This is a genomic window from Shewanella sp. Choline-02u-19 (genome assembly GCF_002836205.1).
GTDB lineage: Bacteria > Pseudomonadota > Gammaproteobacteria > Enterobacterales > Shewanellaceae > Shewanella.
Genome location: NZ_PJBE01000013.1, coordinates 1,553,567 through 1,570,505, shown reverse-complemented (window position 1 = coordinate 1,570,505; position 16,939 = coordinate 1,553,567). Strand labels below are relative to the sequence as shown.

At 43.1% G+C, this 16,939-nt stretch carries 17 protein-coding genes; 5 read left to right on the top strand and 12 right to left on the bottom strand.

Annotated elements, in window-relative coordinates; genetic code table 11:
• Nucleotides 1-109: 109 nt before the first annotated feature.
• Nucleotides 110-736: a LysE/ArgO family amino acid transporter gene (locus tag CXF83_RS13565; protein WP_101090964.1), complete on the top strand. Its 627-nt coding sequence runs from the start codon at nt 110-112 to the stop codon at nt 734-736.
• A gap of 63 nt (nt 737-799) precedes the next feature.
• On the opposite strand, the gene bcp is transcribed toward CXF83_RS13565, so the two are convergent.
• Nucleotides 800-1,267 carry a thioredoxin-dependent thiol peroxidase gene (bcp, locus tag CXF83_RS13560; RefSeq protein WP_101090963.1) on the bottom strand — a complete coding sequence of 156 codons (468 nt, stop codon included), beginning with the start codon at nt 1,265-1,267 and terminating at the stop codon, nt 800-802.
• Nucleotides 1,268-1,279: 12 nt separating this feature from the next.
• On the bottom strand, nt 1,280-1,822 hold the full coding sequence (locus tag CXF83_RS13555) for a glycine cleavage system protein R (protein WP_101090962.1): 543 nt from the start codon (nt 1,820-1,822) through the stop codon (nt 1,280-1,282).
• A gap of 239 nt (nt 1,823-2,061) precedes the next feature.
• On the opposite strand from CXF83_RS13555, the gene dapA reads away from it, so the two are divergent.
• The 4 genes from dapA (at nt 2,062) to CXF83_RS13535 (ending at nt 8,545) form a co-directional block, all read left to right on the top strand.
• Complete coding sequence (gene dapA / locus CXF83_RS13550; RefSeq protein ID WP_101090961.1) at nt 2,062-2,943, top strand: 4-hydroxy-tetrahydrodipicolinate synthase; 882 nt, start codon at nt 2,062-2,064, stop codon at nt 2,941-2,943.
• A 6-nt stretch (nt 2,944-2,949) separates the two neighbouring features.
• On the top strand, nt 2,950-4,050 hold the full coding sequence (gene bamC, locus CXF83_RS13545) for an outer membrane protein assembly factor BamC (protein ID WP_101090960.1): 1,101 nt from the start codon (nt 2,950-2,952) through the stop codon (nt 4,048-4,050).
• Nucleotides 4,051-4,370: 320 nt separating this feature from the next.
• Nucleotides 4,371-5,456: an efflux RND transporter periplasmic adaptor subunit gene (locus tag CXF83_RS13540; RefSeq protein WP_101090959.1), complete on the top strand. Its 1,086-nt coding sequence runs from the start codon at nt 4,371-4,373 to the stop codon at nt 5,454-5,456.
• Nucleotides 5,453-8,545 (top strand): efflux RND transporter permease subunit, encoded by a 3,093-nt coding sequence (locus tag CXF83_RS13535; RefSeq protein ID WP_101090958.1) that lies wholly within the window; start codon nt 5,453-5,455, stop codon nt 8,543-8,545. The genes CXF83_RS13540 and CXF83_RS13535 overlap by 4 nt, the downstream gene beginning before the upstream one ends.
• Before the next feature lie 94 nt (nt 8,546-8,639).
• Here CXF83_RS13535 and CXF83_RS13530 read toward each other — a convergent pair whose 3' ends face one another.
• From CXF83_RS13530 to crr, 10 genes are all read right to left on the bottom strand, one after another.
• Nucleotides 8,640-8,834, bottom strand: coding sequence for a DUF2897 family protein (locus CXF83_RS13530; RefSeq protein WP_101090957.1), 195 nt, complete (start codon nt 8,832-8,834; stop codon nt 8,640-8,642).
• A gap of 15 nt (nt 8,835-8,849) precedes the next feature.
• Nucleotides 8,850-9,587: a 3-deoxy-manno-octulosonate cytidylyltransferase gene (gene kdsB, locus CXF83_RS13525; RefSeq protein WP_101090956.1), complete on the bottom strand. Its 738-nt coding sequence runs from the start codon at nt 9,585-9,587 to the stop codon at nt 8,850-8,852.
• 66 nt (nt 9,588-9,653) lie between these two features.
• Complete coding sequence (gene kdnB / locus CXF83_RS13520; RefSeq protein ID WP_101090955.1) at nt 9,654-10,724, bottom strand: 3-deoxy-alpha-D-manno-octulosonate 8-oxidase KdnB; 1,071 nt, start codon at nt 10,722-10,724, stop codon at nt 9,654-9,656.
• An 81-nt stretch (nt 10,725-10,805) separates the two neighbouring features.
• Nucleotides 10,806-11,990: an 8-amino-3,8-dideoxy-alpha-D-manno-octulosonate transaminase KdnA gene (gene kdnA / locus CXF83_RS13515; protein ID WP_101090954.1), complete on the bottom strand. Its 1,185-nt coding sequence runs from the start codon at nt 11,988-11,990 to the stop codon at nt 10,806-10,808.
• 350 nt (nt 11,991-12,340) lie between these two features.
• Nucleotides 12,341-12,955, bottom strand: a complete 615-nt coding sequence (gene can / locus CXF83_RS13510; RefSeq protein WP_101090953.1) for a carbonate dehydratase — start codon at nt 12,953-12,955, stop codon at nt 12,341-12,343.
• Between the two features lie 195 nt (nt 12,956-13,150).
• Nucleotides 13,151-13,981, bottom strand: coding sequence for an alpha/beta fold hydrolase (locus CXF83_RS13505; protein WP_101090952.1), 831 nt, complete (start codon nt 13,979-13,981; stop codon nt 13,151-13,153).
• Nucleotides 13,982-14,032: 51 nt separating this feature from the next.
• Entirely contained in the window at nt 14,033-14,710 is a 678-nt protein-coding gene (locus CXF83_RS13500) for a M15 family metallopeptidase (protein WP_101090951.1), read from the bottom strand.
• Complete coding sequence (gene dapE, locus CXF83_RS13495; protein ID WP_101090950.1) at nt 14,701-15,846, bottom strand: succinyl-diaminopimelate desuccinylase; 1,146 nt, start codon at nt 15,844-15,846, stop codon at nt 14,701-14,703. Before dapE ends, CXF83_RS13500 begins: the two co-directional genes overlap by 10 nt.
• Nucleotides 15,843-16,226, bottom strand: a complete 384-nt coding sequence (locus CXF83_RS13490; protein ID WP_101090949.1) for an ArsC family reductase — start codon at nt 16,224-16,226, stop codon at nt 15,843-15,845. The genes dapE and CXF83_RS13490 overlap by 4 nt, the downstream gene beginning before the upstream one ends.
• 174 nt (nt 16,227-16,400) lie before the next feature.
• A complete protein-coding gene (gene crr, locus CXF83_RS13485; RefSeq protein ID WP_101090948.1) occupies nt 16,401-16,910 on the bottom strand; it encodes a PTS glucose transporter subunit IIA in 510 nt (169 codons plus the stop codon).
• Between the last annotated feature and the right edge of the window lie 29 nt (nt 16,911-16,939).

The following is a 16,939-nucleotide window of genomic DNA, read 5'->3' as shown; positions in this document are numbered from 1 at the left end:
ATAGCTGTATAAGTTTTACTTATGATACATAAATAAAATTAGTTGTACTTATTTTTCTTTGACGAATATTCTGCGCCTCAAATCATCGTATATTTATCAAGGTAAACTCATGCAAACAGCTTTCATTCAAGGAATGGGAATCGGTGGCAGCCTCATTATGGCTGTCGGCGCACAAAATGCTTTCGTGTTAAAGCAAGGACTAAAGAAGGCTCATTCACTGCCTATTGCAGCCTTGTGTTCACTGATTGATGCGATAATGATTACGGCGGGCGTGGCAGGTTTAGGTCATCTCATTTTGGCTTTTCCGCTAATAAAAGATATTGCCAGTTTTGGCGGGGCCATTTTTTTGCTGTTCTATGGCTATAGCGCTCTGAAATCCTCTTTTAGTGAAAACAACATGGTGGATGAAGAACACCAAGCAACAGATAGTTTGAAAAAAGCGGTATTAACCACCCTTGCGATAAGTTTGCTTAATCCGCATCTGTATCTTGATACTGTTGTGTTACTGGGAAGCATAAGCGTGCAGTTTGAAGGTAGTGCAAAGCAGTGGTTTGGCGCTGGCGCAGTACTGGCCTCATTTTTGTGGTTTTTTAGCTTGAGTATTGGCGCAAGATACTTAAGCCCAGTATTCAAAAAACCGAAAGCCTGGTGTTACCTAGATAGATTTATCTGCTTAACTATGTGGACCATAGCATTTGTACTTGTTTACCCGTATTTAACACTCATTCTAAGTTAATAAAAAATGCTAAAACAAAAAAGGAGCTAAAAGGCTCCTTTTTTTGTTTAATAACAGCAGGCCTTACTGAGCCAAATGCGCTAGCACAACTTCATGGTGATCTTTAGTTTTAAACTTATTGAACACATGAGCAATATTGCCATCTTGTCCCACGAGAAAGCTTAAACGATGAATGCCATCGTAGATCTTACCCATAAACTTTTTCTCACCCCAAACGCCAAAAGCATCAGCGATGGCGTGGTCTTCATCACTAAGTAATGAAAAGTTGAGTGCTTGTTTATCTGAAAACTTAGCAAGCTTTGCAACTGGATCTGGGCTAAGGCCTAATACAGTGACCGATAAGTCATTAAGCTGAGGTTGGCTATCACGTAGGCCACAAGCTTGCACGGTACAACCTGGGGTTGAAGCTTTTGGGTAAAAGTAGACCAGCACGGGTCCTGACTTTAACGCATCGCTCAAGCTAACTGTTTCGTTATTTTGATTCTGTAAGGTAAACAGCGGCGCTTTATCGCCAGCAGCTAACGTATTCATATAATGTCCTCTTTAATCTAAACTATCAATGCCTTGCATATGTTCCAAGGTGCACTCTAACGACATCTCTTTGGCAAGCTCGTGAATACTGATTTCGAGTTTTTCGAGATCAACTTTCTCAGGAACATTAATGGTGAATAAGATATTTTGAGATGGTTTACCCGCATCATCTTCGTCAGCATGGGACTTAACTGCGGCTAAATCTAACGAGCGGTCAGCTAAAAACTGGGTGATCTTCTTCATGGTGCCACGTTGGTCATGGCCATTAAAGTTGACTTCTAAACGGGAAATATAATTCTGCGTAGTATGTTTTGATGTTCGCTTCATGACTGTCATCAATTCAAGCTCAACACTTAAACTCGGCAGGGTAGATTCCATCCTAGTGATAGAAGACCATGAACCTGACAGCATCATAATCAAGGTAAACTCATTACCAAAAAGTGCCATTCGACTGTCGACAATATCACAGTCACACTCACTTGCGAGTCGAGCAAATTTACTCACAATGCCTGGACGGTCGGCCCCCATTGCAGTAACGACCAAGTGATTGGACATTAAGTACCTCATTTTTTGTATTAGTAGAACAAAAAAACAGCAAATTTATGACGTGTGCTTTTTTGCGGTTAACAATGCTACCACAAGTAAGTTAATTTGCGATCTTTGTCGTTGATGCAAGCTGGCATATTTAATATATTTCAAGTTGATAATGAATCTGGCATCAGTTGCTCAGTAGTGCTTGTTTTTAACGGCTTGCATCAGTACCATAGCCAGTCCTGAACCCTTGGGGAATACACATGATAAACGGAAGCATCGTCGCCTTAATCACACCAATGAATAGTGATGGCACAGTAGATAATAAGAGTCTTGAACATTTAGTTGAGTACCATATCGCCCAAGGTACAGATGCAATTGTTGCTGTTGGCACAACAGGTGAGTCGGCAACTTTGCCAGCAAACGAGCATATTCAAGTTGTTGCACAAACTGTAAAGTTTGCAGCAGGGCGCATTCCAATTATTGGTGGAAATGGCGCAAATGCAACATCAGAAGCAATAGAACTGACAAAAGGACTATCAAGTGTTGGCGTTGCCGCCATGCTTGGCGTGACCCCTTATTATAATAAGCCGTCGCCTAAAGGACTTATTGCACATTATAAAGCGGTTGCACAAAGCACTGATGTTCCTCAAATCCTATACAACGTACCCGGTCGTACGGCCGTTGATATGTTACCAGAGACAGTTGCAGAGCTCTCGAGTGTTAGCAACATCATTGGCGTTAAAGAGGCTACGGGCGATTTAGCTCGAGTGAGTCAGTTGCGTAAATTATGTGGTGATGACTTTTTACTCTATAGCGGTGACGATGCAACGGCTCGAGAATTTATTTCTTTAGGTGGCAATGGTGTGATATCGGTGGCAAACAATATTGTTCCTAAAGCGTTTAAGGCCATGTGTGATGCTGCATTAGCAGGTAACACTGCCGAGGCTATAAAAGTTGAAGAATCTATTCAATGTTTGTTCGGTGCACTGTTTTGTGAAGCTAATCCTATCCCGGTAAAATGGGCAGCTCATAGAATGGGACTTATCAGCCAAGGTAAAATTCGTTTACCTTTAACTGAACTTTCTACCGAGTTTCATGGTCTGTTGCTAGAAGCAATGAAAAATGCCCGAATTGAGGTTTAAGAATAAATGCTAAAGCAAGTATCACCATTATTACTGATCGCAGCAGTTACAGCGTGCAGTACGCCGATTGACAGAAGGCAAGCAAATGACGTGGATCAACAATATCAAGATCTCACCTCTGCACCTCAGTTAGTTATGCCTGAAGGCCTAAATCAACCTAACTACAGCAAGGAATATGATATTCCTGAAGTGGGTTCTAAAGTTGATACCACATTAGTGGGTAGTACCTTAGACATTCGTCCGCCGCTACAGGTTTTACCTATGTCAGCAGGTACACGTGTTGAAGAAGGCGATGACAATATTAAGATTATGGTTGAATCGATTGATAATGATTCTGACCTAAAGAAAGAGATCTTTGATGTTCTAGAAGAGTATTTCACCAGTCAGTCGATTGAAGTTCGCGCCGAAGATTATGAAGCGGGCACATTTGAAACCGATTGGATTGAACGCTCAGAGGTAGTCGAATCCAGTTTTTGGAGCAGCGATAAAATTTATCTATTACGTCAACGCTACAAATACAATATTGATGTTCGACCACACGGTCGCAGCGGTAGCGTCACCATCGATTTAATCGAACATGAAGAATCTTATGATGGTGAGGAGCAAGAGATTCTGCTCAGTGGCGAAGATAAGCGTCGTTATACCATCGACATTCTAAATGAATCGATAAGCTATATGAGTGTTAAACGTGCTCAAGCAATGAAAGCTAAGCGTCTTAAGCAGAGCCTAGGTATTGACGTTAATCTGATATCAGAGCAAGACGAGCAAGCGTATTGGCTTGCTGACGCTAAGTTTAAGCGTACGTGGGATCGTTTGCGTATCGTATTGCCAGAAATGGGCTTTGAAATCGTTGATATGGATAGCAACAAAGGATTGTTATATATCAATGTAACTGATGACTCAGGTTTTTGGAGCTCATTATGGGGTGAAAAGAAACTGACACTCGATGAAGGTTCTTACCGTATAGAGCTTAAAGACGACACTGACGATAATAAAACACGGATCAATCTATTAGGTGCTGACAATGCGCCATTAGATAGCGAAGTTGTTATTGCTATTTACGAAGGCTTCTCCGAGCTAATGGAAGAAGACCGAAAAGTGCGTTAACGCATTACAGAACATAAAAAAGGAGCCTTGGGCTCCTTTTTTTATATCTGCAATAAACGGGTTTAGTGTTTTGTCATCTCTCGAGCCAATAATACTTAGGGTGTTATATCCGGTCGATAGAGGAAAATTTTAGGCAGAAGGTGGTGATAAGGATTTTTACCACAGGTATGCCCGAATAATTGATAATCTATTGATAAAGTGCTGCAGATTACGAATGTGACTGAAGTGTGTTATTTGTAAGAAAAAGTAAAACGTATTGATGCATAGTCACAGCAAGGTAAACTACCCCTAATTGAATAAAGTTGTTTGTTAGGAAATCCATGAAAAAAATAACAATAATCATACTGATTGCATTAGCAGCAGGCTTTGGGTATCAATATTATCAACAAGGGAACGTGGTTAAGGTTAAAAAAGCCAGGCCTACACCCAATGTGGTGGTCGCTAAAGCGACGATTCAACCGATCCGTGATGAAGTGGAAGCGTTAGGCACCAGCAAAGCAAACGAATCTATTACGGTAACCCCTAAAGTGTCTGAGGTCGTGACTAAGGTCAACTTTGAAGATGGTGATTTGGTTGAGAAAGGTCGCTTAATCGTGCAGTTACAAGATAGCGAGCAAAGAGCACGAGTGACGGTCGCAAAAGTGAAAGTGCAAGACCATCAACGGGAATTAGACCGGATCCGCTCGCTAGTCACAAGCCAAACGATTGCAGAGCTTGAGCGAGATAGATTACAAACACTCATCGATACCGCGAAAGCAGAATTAGCGCAATCGCAATCGGCGTTAAGTGATCGACGGATCACCGCACCATTTTCAGGTGCACTCGGTTTACGTCAGGTCAGTGTCGGTGCATTAGTGACTCCTGGTAACGCTATTACTACACTTGATGATATCTCGGTCATTAAGCTGGACTTTTCCGTACCGGAACGCTTTCTTCAATCGTTAGCGATTGGAAAGGTTGTTGAAGCGACAGCTGTTGCGTTTGATGGCGAGATGTTTATTGGCAAAGTGGTGTCCATTGATAGCCGCATAAATCCCAGTACGCGTACCGTCATTGTCCGAGCACTGATCCCAAACCCTAAGCACCGTTTGCTGCCGGGCATGTTGATGAAAGTAAAACTGATCAAACAAAGCCGAGAAGCCTTAATCTTACCCGAGTCTGCGATTATTCCAATACAAGATAGACACTATGTTTACTTGGTCAATGATGAGGGCGTGGTGGAGCAGCAACAAGTGACGCTTGGCTTACGAAAACGTGGCTGGGTTGAGATCATTGATGGCGTTGAACTCGACGAGCAAGTGGTGATCCGTGGTATTTTAAAAGTTCGTCCAGGTGATACCGTTAAAGTGACCTTTAGTGAGAAATTTAGCTTTCTAAAGCAAGCTAGCGTGGAGCCTGTGGCATGATCTTAACGGACATTTCGGTTAAGCGGCCTGTCTTCGCTTCGGTTATCAGTATCTTGTTAATCATTTTTGGTTTAGTGGCATTTGAAAAACTGCCATTGCGCGAATATCCTAATATCGATCCCCCAGTCGTTTCAATTCAGACTAACTACCGCGGCGCCAGTGCCGCAGTGGTTGAAAGCCGAATTACTCAGCTCGTTGAAGATAGAATTAGTGGTGTCGAAGGCATTAAACACATTAGTTCATCAAGCAGTGATGGTCGCTCGAACGTCACTTTAGAGTTTGACGTTGGTCGAGACATTGAAGCCGCTGCCAACGATGTCAGAGACCGAGTGTCAGGTCTTTTGAATAACCTTCCTGTAGAAGCTGATCCACCAGAAGTCCAAAAAGCCAATGGCGGAGATGAAGTCATTATGTGGCTCAACTTGGTCTCGGATCAAATGAACACATTGCAGCTGACCGACTATGCCAGGCGATATCTTGTCGACCGTTTCTCTGTGATCGATGGTGTGGCCAATATGCGTTTAGGCGGTGGTAAAGTCTATGCGATGCGTGTCTGGATCGATAGACAAGCATTGGCCGCAAGAAACTTAACCGTTGCTGATATTGAATCGGCACTGCGATCTGAAAACGTTGAGCTACCAGCAGGTAGCATAGAATCTAAAGAGCGTCACTTTACCGTTAGACTAGAAAGAAGTTATCGTACCTCTGATGACTTTGCCAATTTGGTACTCGCCGAAGGTGATGACGGCTACTTGATTAAACTAGGCGATGTAGCAAAAGTAGAAATAGGCTCTGAAGAGGAGCGCATTACGTTTAGAGGTAACCGAGAGGCGATGATTGGTCTTGGTGTGTCTAAGCAATCGACGGCCAATACCTTGGATGTTGCTCGTGCAGCGAATGCTTTAGTGGATCAAATTAACCCCACTTTACCAGCAGGCATGGAAATAAAACGCTCTTACGATAGCTCCGTCTTTATTGAAGCCTCGGTTAAAGAGGTTTATCAAACGCTGTTTATAGCCATGTTCTTGGTCATAGCGGTGATCTATCTGTTCTTGGGCAGTGTGCGTGCCATGTTAATACCTGCACTCACTGTCCCCGTATCATTAATGGCGACCTTTATCGTGCTTTATGCGCTGGGTTACACCATTAACCTATTGACGTTGCTGGCGATGATCCTCGCCATTGGTATGGTGGTTGATGACGCCATCGTTGTGCTGGAAAATATCCATAGACGCATTGAAGAGGGCGATAGTCCGCTAAAAGCCGCGTACCTTGGCGCTCGGGAAGTGGCCTTTGCTGTAGTGGCGACAACCTTAGTATTGGTTGCGGTATTTATGCCAATCACCTTTCTCGAAGGTGATTTGGGTAAGCTGTTTAAAGAGTTTGCCGTCACAATGAGCGCAGCAGTGATCTTCTCTAGTATTGTGGCGTTAACATTAAGCCCGATGATGTGTTCTAAACTGCTTAAGCCTGCTGGTCAATCTTCTTGGCTTGTAAGGAAAATAGATAATGGAATGAATAAGCTATCAGCGGGCTATCGAGCTTGGCTTAGAAAGGCAATGTTACATCCGTTTATTGTGTCATCATTCATCCTTGTTGCATTGGTCAGCAGTGCATACCTTGCAACAGAAGTACCGCAAGAGTTTGCACCCAGAGAGGATAGGGGATCTATGTTCCTTATCGTCAACGGTCCACAAGGGGCAAGCTTTGAGTATATCGAATCTTATATGGATGAAATTGAAAACAGATTAATGCCGTTAGTTGATTCAGGTGAGATCAAACGCTTATTGATCCGTGCGCCTCGTAGTTTTGGTCGGAGTTCTAACTTTTCCAACGGTATGGCGATTATCGTATTAGAAGACTGGGCCGTAAGACGCAGTGCTTTTGAAATTATCGGCGATATTCGTGGACGTTTATCTGATTTAGCCGGCGTACGAGCGTTCCCTGTTATGCGTCAAGCTTTTGGGCGTGGTGTGGGTAAACCGGTACAGTTTGTACTGGGTGGCCCCAGCTATGAGGAACTTGCTCGCTGGCGCGATATAATTCTCGAAAAGGTGAAAGAAAATCCTAATCTTGTTGGCGTCGATCATGATTATAAAGAGACTAAGCCTCAGCTTCGAGTGGTTATCGATAAAGATAGAGCCGCAGATCTTGGTGTTTCTATTTCACATATCGGTCGTACGCTGGAATCGATGTTAGGTTCAAGGCTGGTGACCACCTTTATGCGCGATGGCGAAGAGTATGATGTCATTATTGAAGGTAATCGTGATAATCAAAATACGGCAGCAGATCTTGAGAATATTTACGTGCGTTCAGAACGTTCACAAGAGCTTATTCCGTTATCAAACTTGGTCAGTGTTGAAGAGTTTGCAGATGCAAGCCAGCTGAATCGTTATAACCGCATGCGAGCAATTACCATTGAGGCAAACCTTGCAGATGGTTATAGTCTTGGTGAAGCACTTGATTATCTCAATGATTTGACTCTCGAGTACCTGCCAGCTGAAGCGATCGTCAGTTATAAAGGTCAGTCATTAGATTACCAAGATTCAGGTAATTCTATGTACTTCGTCTTTATCTTAGCGCTCGGTATTGTGTTCCTAGTATTGGCGGCACAATTTGAAAGTTTTGTTCACCCAGTGGTGATCATGCTAACAGTGCCATTGGCGACACTCGGTGCCTTAATAGGTTTGTGGGCGACGGACCAAAGCCTCAATATATACAGCCAGATAGGTATTATCATGTTGGTAGGCTTAGCGGCTAAAAATGGGATTTTAATTGTCGAGTTTGCCAATCAACTGCGTGATAAAGGCGTCGAGTTCCAAAACGCTATTATTCAAGCATCTAGTCAACGCTTACGCCCTATCTTAATGACTGGGATCACCACCGCTGCGGGGGCGATTCCATTGGTCATGGCCGAAGGCGCTGGCGCAGAGACACGCTTTGTCATTGGTGTTGTCGTTTTATCGGGAATAAGTTTAGCGACTTTCTTTACGCTATTTGTTATTCCCGTGGCATATTCGCTGTTGGCGAAAAATTCGGGTTCGCCAGAGATGGTTGCCCAACAACTTGAAAAAGAGCTTGCGGATTAGGCTCATTAGAAAGGTGAGTTAAAAATAGAAAACAAAAAAGGCGCTGTAAGCGCCTTTTTTATTGTCTGAATTTCAACAAAATAGAAAGATAAAATTATTGTGGTTTATCGCCTTTATCATCTTGTTCTTTCTTTTTATCCTGATCGACAGGATCTGTTGATTTAGGTTTCTTCTGATCTTTACCGAACTGAGGCATCTTGTATTTAGCGCTGTATTTAAGCACGGCTAAATTACTGGCGATGACACCAATTACTAATAAAATAAGTAAGCCAACTTCTAGATCAGACATATTCTTACCTTATTGTTAATCAACTGCCAAACGAGATTCACAGATACGAATATCTTCAGGTGTATCCACTTCTGGAGAGTCAAAAGCACTGATGGCGACTTTGATCTTGTAGCCATGTTCTAGCGCTCGTAACTGCTCAAGCTTTTCCAAATCTTCTAATCTACCGAGTGGCAGCTTGGCAAACGTGTGCACAAACTTACGCGTGTAGGCATATACCCCTAAGTGTTTATACACGGGGTAATCGTCTGTATCACGGCCAAAAGGAATGCGTGCACGTGAGAAATACAATGCATTAAACTCATTATCAAACACCAGCTTTACGTGCTTTGGATCGTTGAGCTCTTCCTCTTCGGTAATTTGAAATCCGAGAGTTGCCATTCCGAACTCACCAGGGTGACGGTCGAAAAGGCTAATAATTTGTTCGATAGAGATAGGGTCTATCAGTGGCTGATCACCTTGTAAATTAACCACTAAGTCATCTTCTGCAAGCCCTAGCTGTGTAATCGCATCTTCGATACGATCTGTACCTGAAGCGGCTTCTGCACTTGTCATGATAACCTTACCACCGAAACCTTCGACGGCATCTTTTATGCGTTCGTCATCGGTTGCGACATAGATATCTTTAAGCCCTTTTGCTAGTGATGCACGCTCGTAAACATGCTGGATCATCGGTTTACCGTTAATTGGAGCCAACGGCTTGCCAGGAAAACGACTTGAGCCGTATCGAGCAGGGATCAACAAGGTTACATTCATTCAATTTACCTAATAATAAAATTAATGGGCTTCTTGATAGAAGCCCATTTAGCATCTAAAGAGGACTTAGATACGACGGAATAGCTTAGTTAGCATTTCGTCTGTGACTTTCTCTTCCCAGCCTTCGCCGTAAACATTGTCCCAAAGTGGACCCATGCTCTTTGTGACTGCAACCATCTTAGCGATAGTTTCGTCAGGCAAGTCTTTACAGATATTCTTTGGTAGGACAATGTTATGTTTATCCATCATCTTACGGAACTCTGCAACACCCTCAGGATAGAACTCTTCAAGCACGTCGAATGCTAAACAGTTACCGATACCGTGATGGTAACCAAGTACATAGCCTAGACCATATGAAACAGCATGACATGCACCTACTTGGCTGTAAGCAATGCTCATTCCGCCCATGTATGATGCCATCATCAGCTTGTCATCTTTCTCTTCATGGTCGTCAATGAAGACTTGACGGCAAAGATCCATCGACTTTTCAGCGAACGCTTTAGCGAATTCGTTGAGGTAGGTACCTTCAAGTGATTCAACACAGTGAATATAGCAATCCATACCGGTATAGAACCACTGATCGGTAGGCACGCCAGCAATTAATTCTGAATCCATGATGATTTGATCAAAGACGGTGTAATCAGAGTTAAGTCCAAGCTTACGCACAGGTCCGCAAAGCACTGCAGTACGAGACGCTTCTGCGCCAGTACCTGATACTGTCGGAATACCGATGTGGTGTACTGCTGGGTTGTTTATTAGATCCCAACCTTGATACTTAGCACTGCCACCGTCATTGGTTAGCATAAGAGCTACAGCTTTTGCTAAGTCGAGGGTAGAACCACCGCCTAGACCGATAACACTTACTGGCAACTTGCCGCTAAAAGCTTGTACTTGTTCAGTCAGCGCATCAACTTGCTTAGTGCTTGGCTCGTCATCGACATTGACATAGATAAGCATGTCTTGGTCTTTAGCAGGGACTCGGCCACTAAGAGGCTTATCTTGGTGAACGTCATCGACCAAAAAGACCACAAAATCATCTTCACTTTTGCGTTCTTCAGCGAGAACAGTATCTAGCTGGACAAACGATCCGCGACCAAAAATCATTTTTGGTACACATTTGAAATTTTTAAAACTCATTACAACATTCTCCGTTGAGACTATTACTGTAAAAAGTGCAATCGCGTCTTAAGAATAGACGCGACAACGAAATAAATCTTATTAAGCGAACGCGCGCTTAATATTTTCGATACGTTGGTTTATCTCTTCTTCAGTCCAAGATAGCTTGATCAACATCGAGATAGTACGGCTCATAATGGCATCAGACTTTGGTACTGAAACCTTAGTATAATCAGGACGATCTTCGATTAATGTGATCGGTAAAGCGGCCGGAGACTTAAGCTCTTGGATATGCTTCCAGTTGTTTAGGTAATGCCAGTTATTGATATACCAGTAGAAACAACCATCAACGCCATTTTCAGCTAACTTCTTGTTGATCTCAATAGTGCGAGCTTCAGTCGGCAAAAAGAAGGTTAGGAAACCTGCTGAATCGCCTTCTGGATCGGGCAGTTCGCGGAATGTAAGCTCCGGAATAGTCGCCATTGCATCTTTGATGACTTTCTTATTGGTACGTTGAATATCAATAATTTTATCAAGCTTACGCAGCTGCGCTAAGCCCATCGCAGAGTTTAACTCTGAGATGCGGAAGTTCAGCCCCATCATGGGATGACCTTCAGCGCCGCGATCGTTGCCAACATGGTCATGACCGTGGTCAGAGAACATGTGTGCATTGTTGTATATGGTTTCATTGTTAGTGATGACCGCTCCGCCTTCACCGCAAGTGATGGTTTTAACAGAATCAAAAGAGTAGCAACCTACATCACCGATGGTACCAAGGGCCTGACCTTTGTAGCTGGCACCAATAGCTTGGCAAGCATCTTCAAGAATAACCAGGTTGTGCTTAGCGCAAACTGCTTTAATCTCATCCATCTTACCCATAGAACCACACATTTGAACTAAGTTGATTGCTTTAGTTTTTGGTGTGATAACCGCTTCAATGCCTTCAGGAGATAAACAAAGCGTTTCATCAATCTCAGCAAAAATAGGAACAGCGCCTGCCATGAATACAGCTTCAACTGAAGCGACAAACGTGAACGGTGGTACAATAACTTCATCACCTGCGCCAATGCCAGCTGCAGCCATTGCGGTTTGCAGTGCAGCGGTACCACTTGATACTAAGTGAGCATGCTTTGCATTCATTTTCTCGCAAAGTAAGGCTTCCATCTCACGTGTTTTCCAACGATCATTACGCATATGATCGAAGTTATAACGGAAAGTAAAACCGTTCTCCATTACGTCTGCAACTTCCTGCTTCTCTTCAGGACCAAATAATTCAAAACCAGGCATGGACATTTCCTTAGAATTTACTGCGCTCATAAGCGCTAAAAATAACTAATGGATTATAACTGTGATATGGGGGTAACTGCGAGATTTCTTAGCAATTTTCTATCGATTAATACGAATTACACGCAATAACGGCGGTTTCTGAAATACGAGTATGCTTGTTTGGTTATCGGGAGTCTCAATTACGCGGTTTAGTCGAAGGAAGTAGGGCAATAAAAAAGTCTGTTAATTTAGGGAACGACCATTGGATAAATCGACTAGAACGGTGGATTTGGCTAATGCATTGACTCACTTAGTATAACAAAGGCTATCGACTCTAAAGCGCTGATAGCCTGTATTTATATAGAAGCTACTTAGTCTTTATTAAGCTCGCTTTCTTTGTTTATTGTCACATCAAGATCAGAGAGTAGGCCGTTTTCGACACTGTATATCCAACCATGAATGGCCACTTCTTGGCCACGATGCCATGCCTCTTGCACTATAGTGGTGCTGCAAACGTTATCCACCTGTTCCATTACATTAAGCTCACACAAACGGTCAAAACGTTCCGCTTCATCCATTTTGGATAATGTGTCTTTATGCAGACGATGAATGTCTCGTATGTGACCTAACCAATTATCAATTAACCCAAGCCTTTCTGTGCCCATTGCAGCCTTTACCCCACCGCAACCATAATGCCCTACGACCATGATATGTTTAACTTTTAACACATCGACAGCATATTGAAGTACCGAAAGGCAGTTAAGATCTGTATGGATCACCATGTTGGCAATATTACGATGAACAAATACTTCGCCAGGCATTAAATCAATGATCTGATTAGAAGGGACTCTGCTATCAGAACAACCAATCCATAAGTACTCAGGGTTTTGCTGTTTGGCTAATTGCTCAAAAAATTTGGGGTCTTCTTTGAGTATGCGACCAGCCCAGCGTCTATTATTATCAAAAAGCGGTTTTAGTAATTTCATTCTGCTCTTATTTTCAGTCAGTTAACTAGAACGGTGATGCAGGGTAAGGATATCATCAATTGATTGCCTTGCTGGTCTATTCAGTCATGGTTGTTTGTGCCCTAACGATCAGTAAAATAGTAGAACACAAACCTTAACTGGTTGTTAAATAATGTTACGTGACAGTAATGTATGTTTAGTTTGTTTCATTTCTAGCTAATTTGTAGCAGAGAGAAATTCAGTTAGGTGCTGATTAACAAATTCAGCTTGCTCTAACGTCGATATATGCCCCGCATCGGGTATATGGATAAACTTACTGCCATCAATGGCATCGTGCATCAGGTAACTCTCTAATACCGAACGTGCTTTATCTTGCACCCCAGCCATAATCAAACAGGGCAACGTCAGTTCTTCCACTTGTTCCAGAGTATCTCGTCGGCCGAAAATCATCTTTCCTAAACGGAATAGGCTATCGATTTGCTCGCTGCTGATATTGGCGAGTATTAATTCAAACTTATCAACCAGTAATTGATTAGGATTATCCGCAAAAAACAACGGAATTATAGTGGCTCGTAGCGCTGGGGAAATACCTTTTTCATGCTTTATGACGTCAAGCATAGCGTAGTATTTGTCGCGGGTGATCTCTGGTTCAAAGCCAATAAAGCTATTGAGCATGACCAAACGTTTGACGCGGGTTGGCGCAAGTAGCGCTAATTCTGCACCCCACATAGCACCGACAGATAAACCGATAACCGAAAAGTCTCCGATATCTAACGAATCCATTAGGGACAGCATTTGAGCTGAAACATCGCGTAAGTTACGGCATTGAGCTGGCATATCTGTTGATAAACCATGACCCCATAAATCGGGAACGATACAACGATATTGTTGGCTCAAAAGTTCAATCTGTGGCGCCCACATTTGCGCATCCCACAGGTAGCTGTGCCCAAACAAAAGCACAGGGCCTTGGCCGATATCAATATAGCTAATGGCTTTATTATCGATAGTGTATTGCTGTCTATGAGTGGCAAAATCTAGATTTTTCACGGATTATTCTCTGTCATTGTGAATTTATTTGTTGTTAATTTCGATACTTGATTATAGCGGGACTGGCGCGACACGGTAAACATATTCTCGGGTTAACGCGTCTAACTTATCTAGAACTTGTGCTTTATATAATACCGACGAGTGTTGCAGGATATCGGCTAAGGTCTCTACATTGAACGCATCCACGTAGTGCTTAGATACCGGATAATAACTAAGATGCCATGGTTCAGCACTGACACCACTCAAGCCTTGTTGAAAAGGCAAGTAAAAGCCAAAACGTTGAGCATTGTTAGTTAACCACAAACTCAAGGTATAGCAGGGCCCATTCAGTTGATACTCCTGCGGAATTAGCTGTAAATCATGCTTTGATATCTTGTTACTATCAAAAATATCGATATCAGTACCCCAATGATGTCTTGAGGTCCCAGGTAGTGCAGACCATAGCAGTATTAGCGCGATAATCTGCTCTGCAGTTTTACCGCCGATGTCGACTGGCTGAGCGTCTTTGTTGAGTAATGTGCGAGTGCCACTGGCTTTTGCATTCCAAATTAACTGTTGTCGATCAAAATCTCGAAAAGCAGAGCATATCTCTATCGCAATACCTTCTTTTTCAGCAGCGGTGCGCATTTGAGCAAATGCGTGTGCGGTTTCTTGCTCAAGGAGGTAACCGGAGCACTCAATTAAATGAGCACTGCTGAGTCCATAAAGGTGAGGGGCTGCTATTGGCACAACAGATTTTCCAAAATGGCTTCATAACACAGAGCTAGTTGCTCAAGGTCGGTAACTTTAACGCATTCATTCACTTTGTGAATCGTTGCGTTGACAGGCCCCAATTCCAGCACTTGTGCCCCCGTTGGCGCAATAAAGCGGCCATCGGAAGTTCCACCTGATGTCTGAGGATCAGTATCTAAACCGGTGACTTTCTTAATCGCATCGCGTGTCGCATCAAGCAGTGGTCCATCACCCGTTAAGAATGGTAGGCCATTGAATATCCAGTTTATATCATAATCCAGTCCATGTGCGTCGAGTATGTTAAGCACTCGTTCGATCAATATATCAGCGGTGACTTCAGTAGAGTACCTAAAGTTAAACATGACCTCTAGCGCACCTGGAATAACGTTTGATGCGCCTGTGCCGCCATTGATGTTAGCGATTTGAAAGCTGGTAGGCGGGAAAAACGCATTGCCATTGTCCCACTTCATCCGGGCTAATTCATCGAGCACTGGTGCCGCTTTGTGAATAGGGTTGTCAGCAAGGTGAGGGTACGCGACGTGTCCTTGGACCCCATTGATGGTGAGGTTGCCTGTTAAGCTTCCACGGCGTCCATTTTTAACAATGTCACCCAGTTTATGCGTTGATGATGGCTCACCGACTAATGACCAAGTGATTTTTTCATTACGCTCTTCTAAGGTATCAATAACTCGAGTGGTGCCATTAATAAAGGGCCCCTCTTCGTCGCTCGTGATAAGAAAGGCGATTGAGCCATTATGGTCGGGATGGTTTTTAACAAACCGTTCAGTAGCAACGACCATTGCCGCAAGTGAGCCTTTCATATCTGCTGCGCCGCGTCCATGCAGGTAATCATCAATGACGACAGGCTCAAAAGGTGGCGTGTGCCAACGGTTGAGATCGCCAACGGGGACCACATCAGTATGGCCAGCGAAACAGAAAACAGGGTCTTGGGTGCCTTTTCGAGCCCACATGTTCGTGGTGTCTTCGAACACCATATCTTCAATGTTAAAACCTGCAGCAGCGAGTCTTGTAGCCATCAAGGTTTGGCAACCTTCATCTAGCGGCGTAACGGATGGACGAGAGATTAAATCTTTTGCCAATGCCAGTACTAAAGAATCTTTAGGTTGGCTCATAGACTAAACCACGCTTTATATTCAGCTTCTTTGAATCCGACATTAACCTTGCTGCCGTTGACGAGTACAGGGCGTTTGATTAATGTGGGATAAAGGACCATTAGCGCGATAGCTTTCTTTTCATTAATGTCATTTTTTTCGGTGTCAGTTAAATTTCTAAAACTGGTGCTACGTTTATTAAATAAAGTTTCCCATCCAACGACAGCGACCCATTCTTCGACTTGCTCGGCAGTGAGCCCATGTTCACGAAAATCATGAAAATCAACGCTAAGATTATTTTGTTCTAGCCATTTACGGGCTTTACGTACGGTGTCGCAATTCTTAATGCCGAAAAGTGTCAAAGCGGGTACTCCATTATTAATTTTATTAGTGAATCTCATTGTGTCATTGGTTTTGTAAAGCCTCAAGGAAGAAATAGCTCTGCTTGGGGTTATTGAGTTTTATTCAACTTATTGGCGCTGATATGTGATAAACATGATTAGGAAACATTACATGTAAGCAACAAAAGCCGAATGATTGCATTCGGCTTTTGTTATGTGAAACGAACCATTAGCTTAAAGTATGGCGGAAAAAATAATGTCTTTACCCGCTTCTAAGGTCCCCTGTTTTTTATCCAAACCTTTCACGTCTTCCATGTTGGCGATAAGCACCGGTGTCAATAGGCTATCGGCATGCTCTTTTAGATATTCAATATCGAACTCTAAGATAGGCTCGCCCATTTTGACTTCTTGGCCCTCTTCAGCGAGACGTTTAAAACCGTTCCCCCTAAGCTCTACAGTGCCTATCCCAAAATGAACAAAAATCTCTAATCCTTGCGGCGATTCAATGCTAAAGGCATGGTTGGTTTCAAAAATTTTGCCTATGGTTCCATCTATCGGCGCAACAATATGCTGGCCTGTTGGTGCGATGGCTAATCCATCCCCGACAATTTTTTCAGAGAATACAGCGTCGGGTACTTTCTCGATCGCAACAATTTTGCCAGAAACGGGTGCATATACATTTACACTGCCCGCGATGTCTGTTTGTCCGGAAACAAGACGTCTAATGCGGCTTAAAAATCCCATTTATTTGCCCCTTGGAATCATTATAATAT

Excerpts from the sequence above, each read along its gene's own strand:
- CXF83_RS13565 (WP_101090964.1), top strand. The coding sequence starts at position 110 with ATGCAAACAGCTTTCATTCAAGGAATGGGAATCGGTGGCAGCCTCATT.
- bcp (WP_101090963.1), bottom strand. The coding sequence starts at position 1,267 with ATGAATACGTTAGCTGCTGGCGATAAAGCGCCGCTGTTTACCTTACAG.
- CXF83_RS13555 (WP_101090962.1), bottom strand. The coding sequence starts at position 1,822 with ATGTCCAATCACTTGGTCGTTACTGCAATGGGGGCCGACCGTCCAGGC.
- dapA (WP_101090961.1), top strand. The coding sequence starts at position 2,062 with ATGATAAACGGAAGCATCGTCGCCTTAATCACACCAATGAATAGTGAT.
- bamC (WP_101090960.1), top strand. The coding sequence starts at position 2,950 with ATGCTAAAGCAAGTATCACCATTATTACTGATCGCAGCAGTTACAGCG.
- CXF83_RS13540 (WP_101090959.1), top strand. The coding sequence starts at position 4,371 with ATGAAAAAAATAACAATAATCATACTGATTGCATTAGCAGCAGGCTTT.
- CXF83_RS13535 (WP_101090958.1), top strand. The coding sequence starts at position 5,453 with ATGATCTTAACGGACATTTCGGTTAAGCGGCCTGTCTTCGCTTCGGTT.
- CXF83_RS13530 (WP_101090957.1), bottom strand. The coding sequence starts at position 8,834 with ATGTCTGATCTAGAAGTTGGCTTACTTATTTTATTAGTAATTGGTGTC.
- kdsB (WP_101090956.1), bottom strand. The coding sequence starts at position 9,587 with ATGAATGTAACCTTGTTGATCCCTGCTCGATACGGCTCAAGTCGTTTT.
- kdnB (WP_101090955.1), bottom strand. The coding sequence starts at position 10,724 with ATGAGTTTTAAAAATTTCAAATGTGTACCAAAAATGATTTTTGGTCGC.
- kdnA (WP_101090954.1), bottom strand. The coding sequence starts at position 11,990 with ATGCCTGGTTTTGAATTATTTGGTCCTGAAGAGAAGCAGGAAGTTGCA.
- can (WP_101090953.1), bottom strand. The coding sequence starts at position 12,955 with ATGAAATTACTAAAACCGCTTTTTGATAATAATAGACGCTGGGCTGGT.
- dapE (WP_101090950.1), bottom strand. The coding sequence starts at position 15,846 with ATGAGCCAACCTAAAGATTCTTTAGTACTGGCATTGGCAAAAGATTTA.
- CXF83_RS13490 (WP_101090949.1), bottom strand. The coding sequence starts at position 16,226 with ATGAGATTCACTAATAAAATTAATAATGGAGTACCCGCTTTGACACTT.
- crr (WP_101090948.1), bottom strand. The coding sequence starts at position 16,910 with ATGGGATTTTTAAGCCGCATTAGACGTCTTGTTTCCGGACAAACAGAC.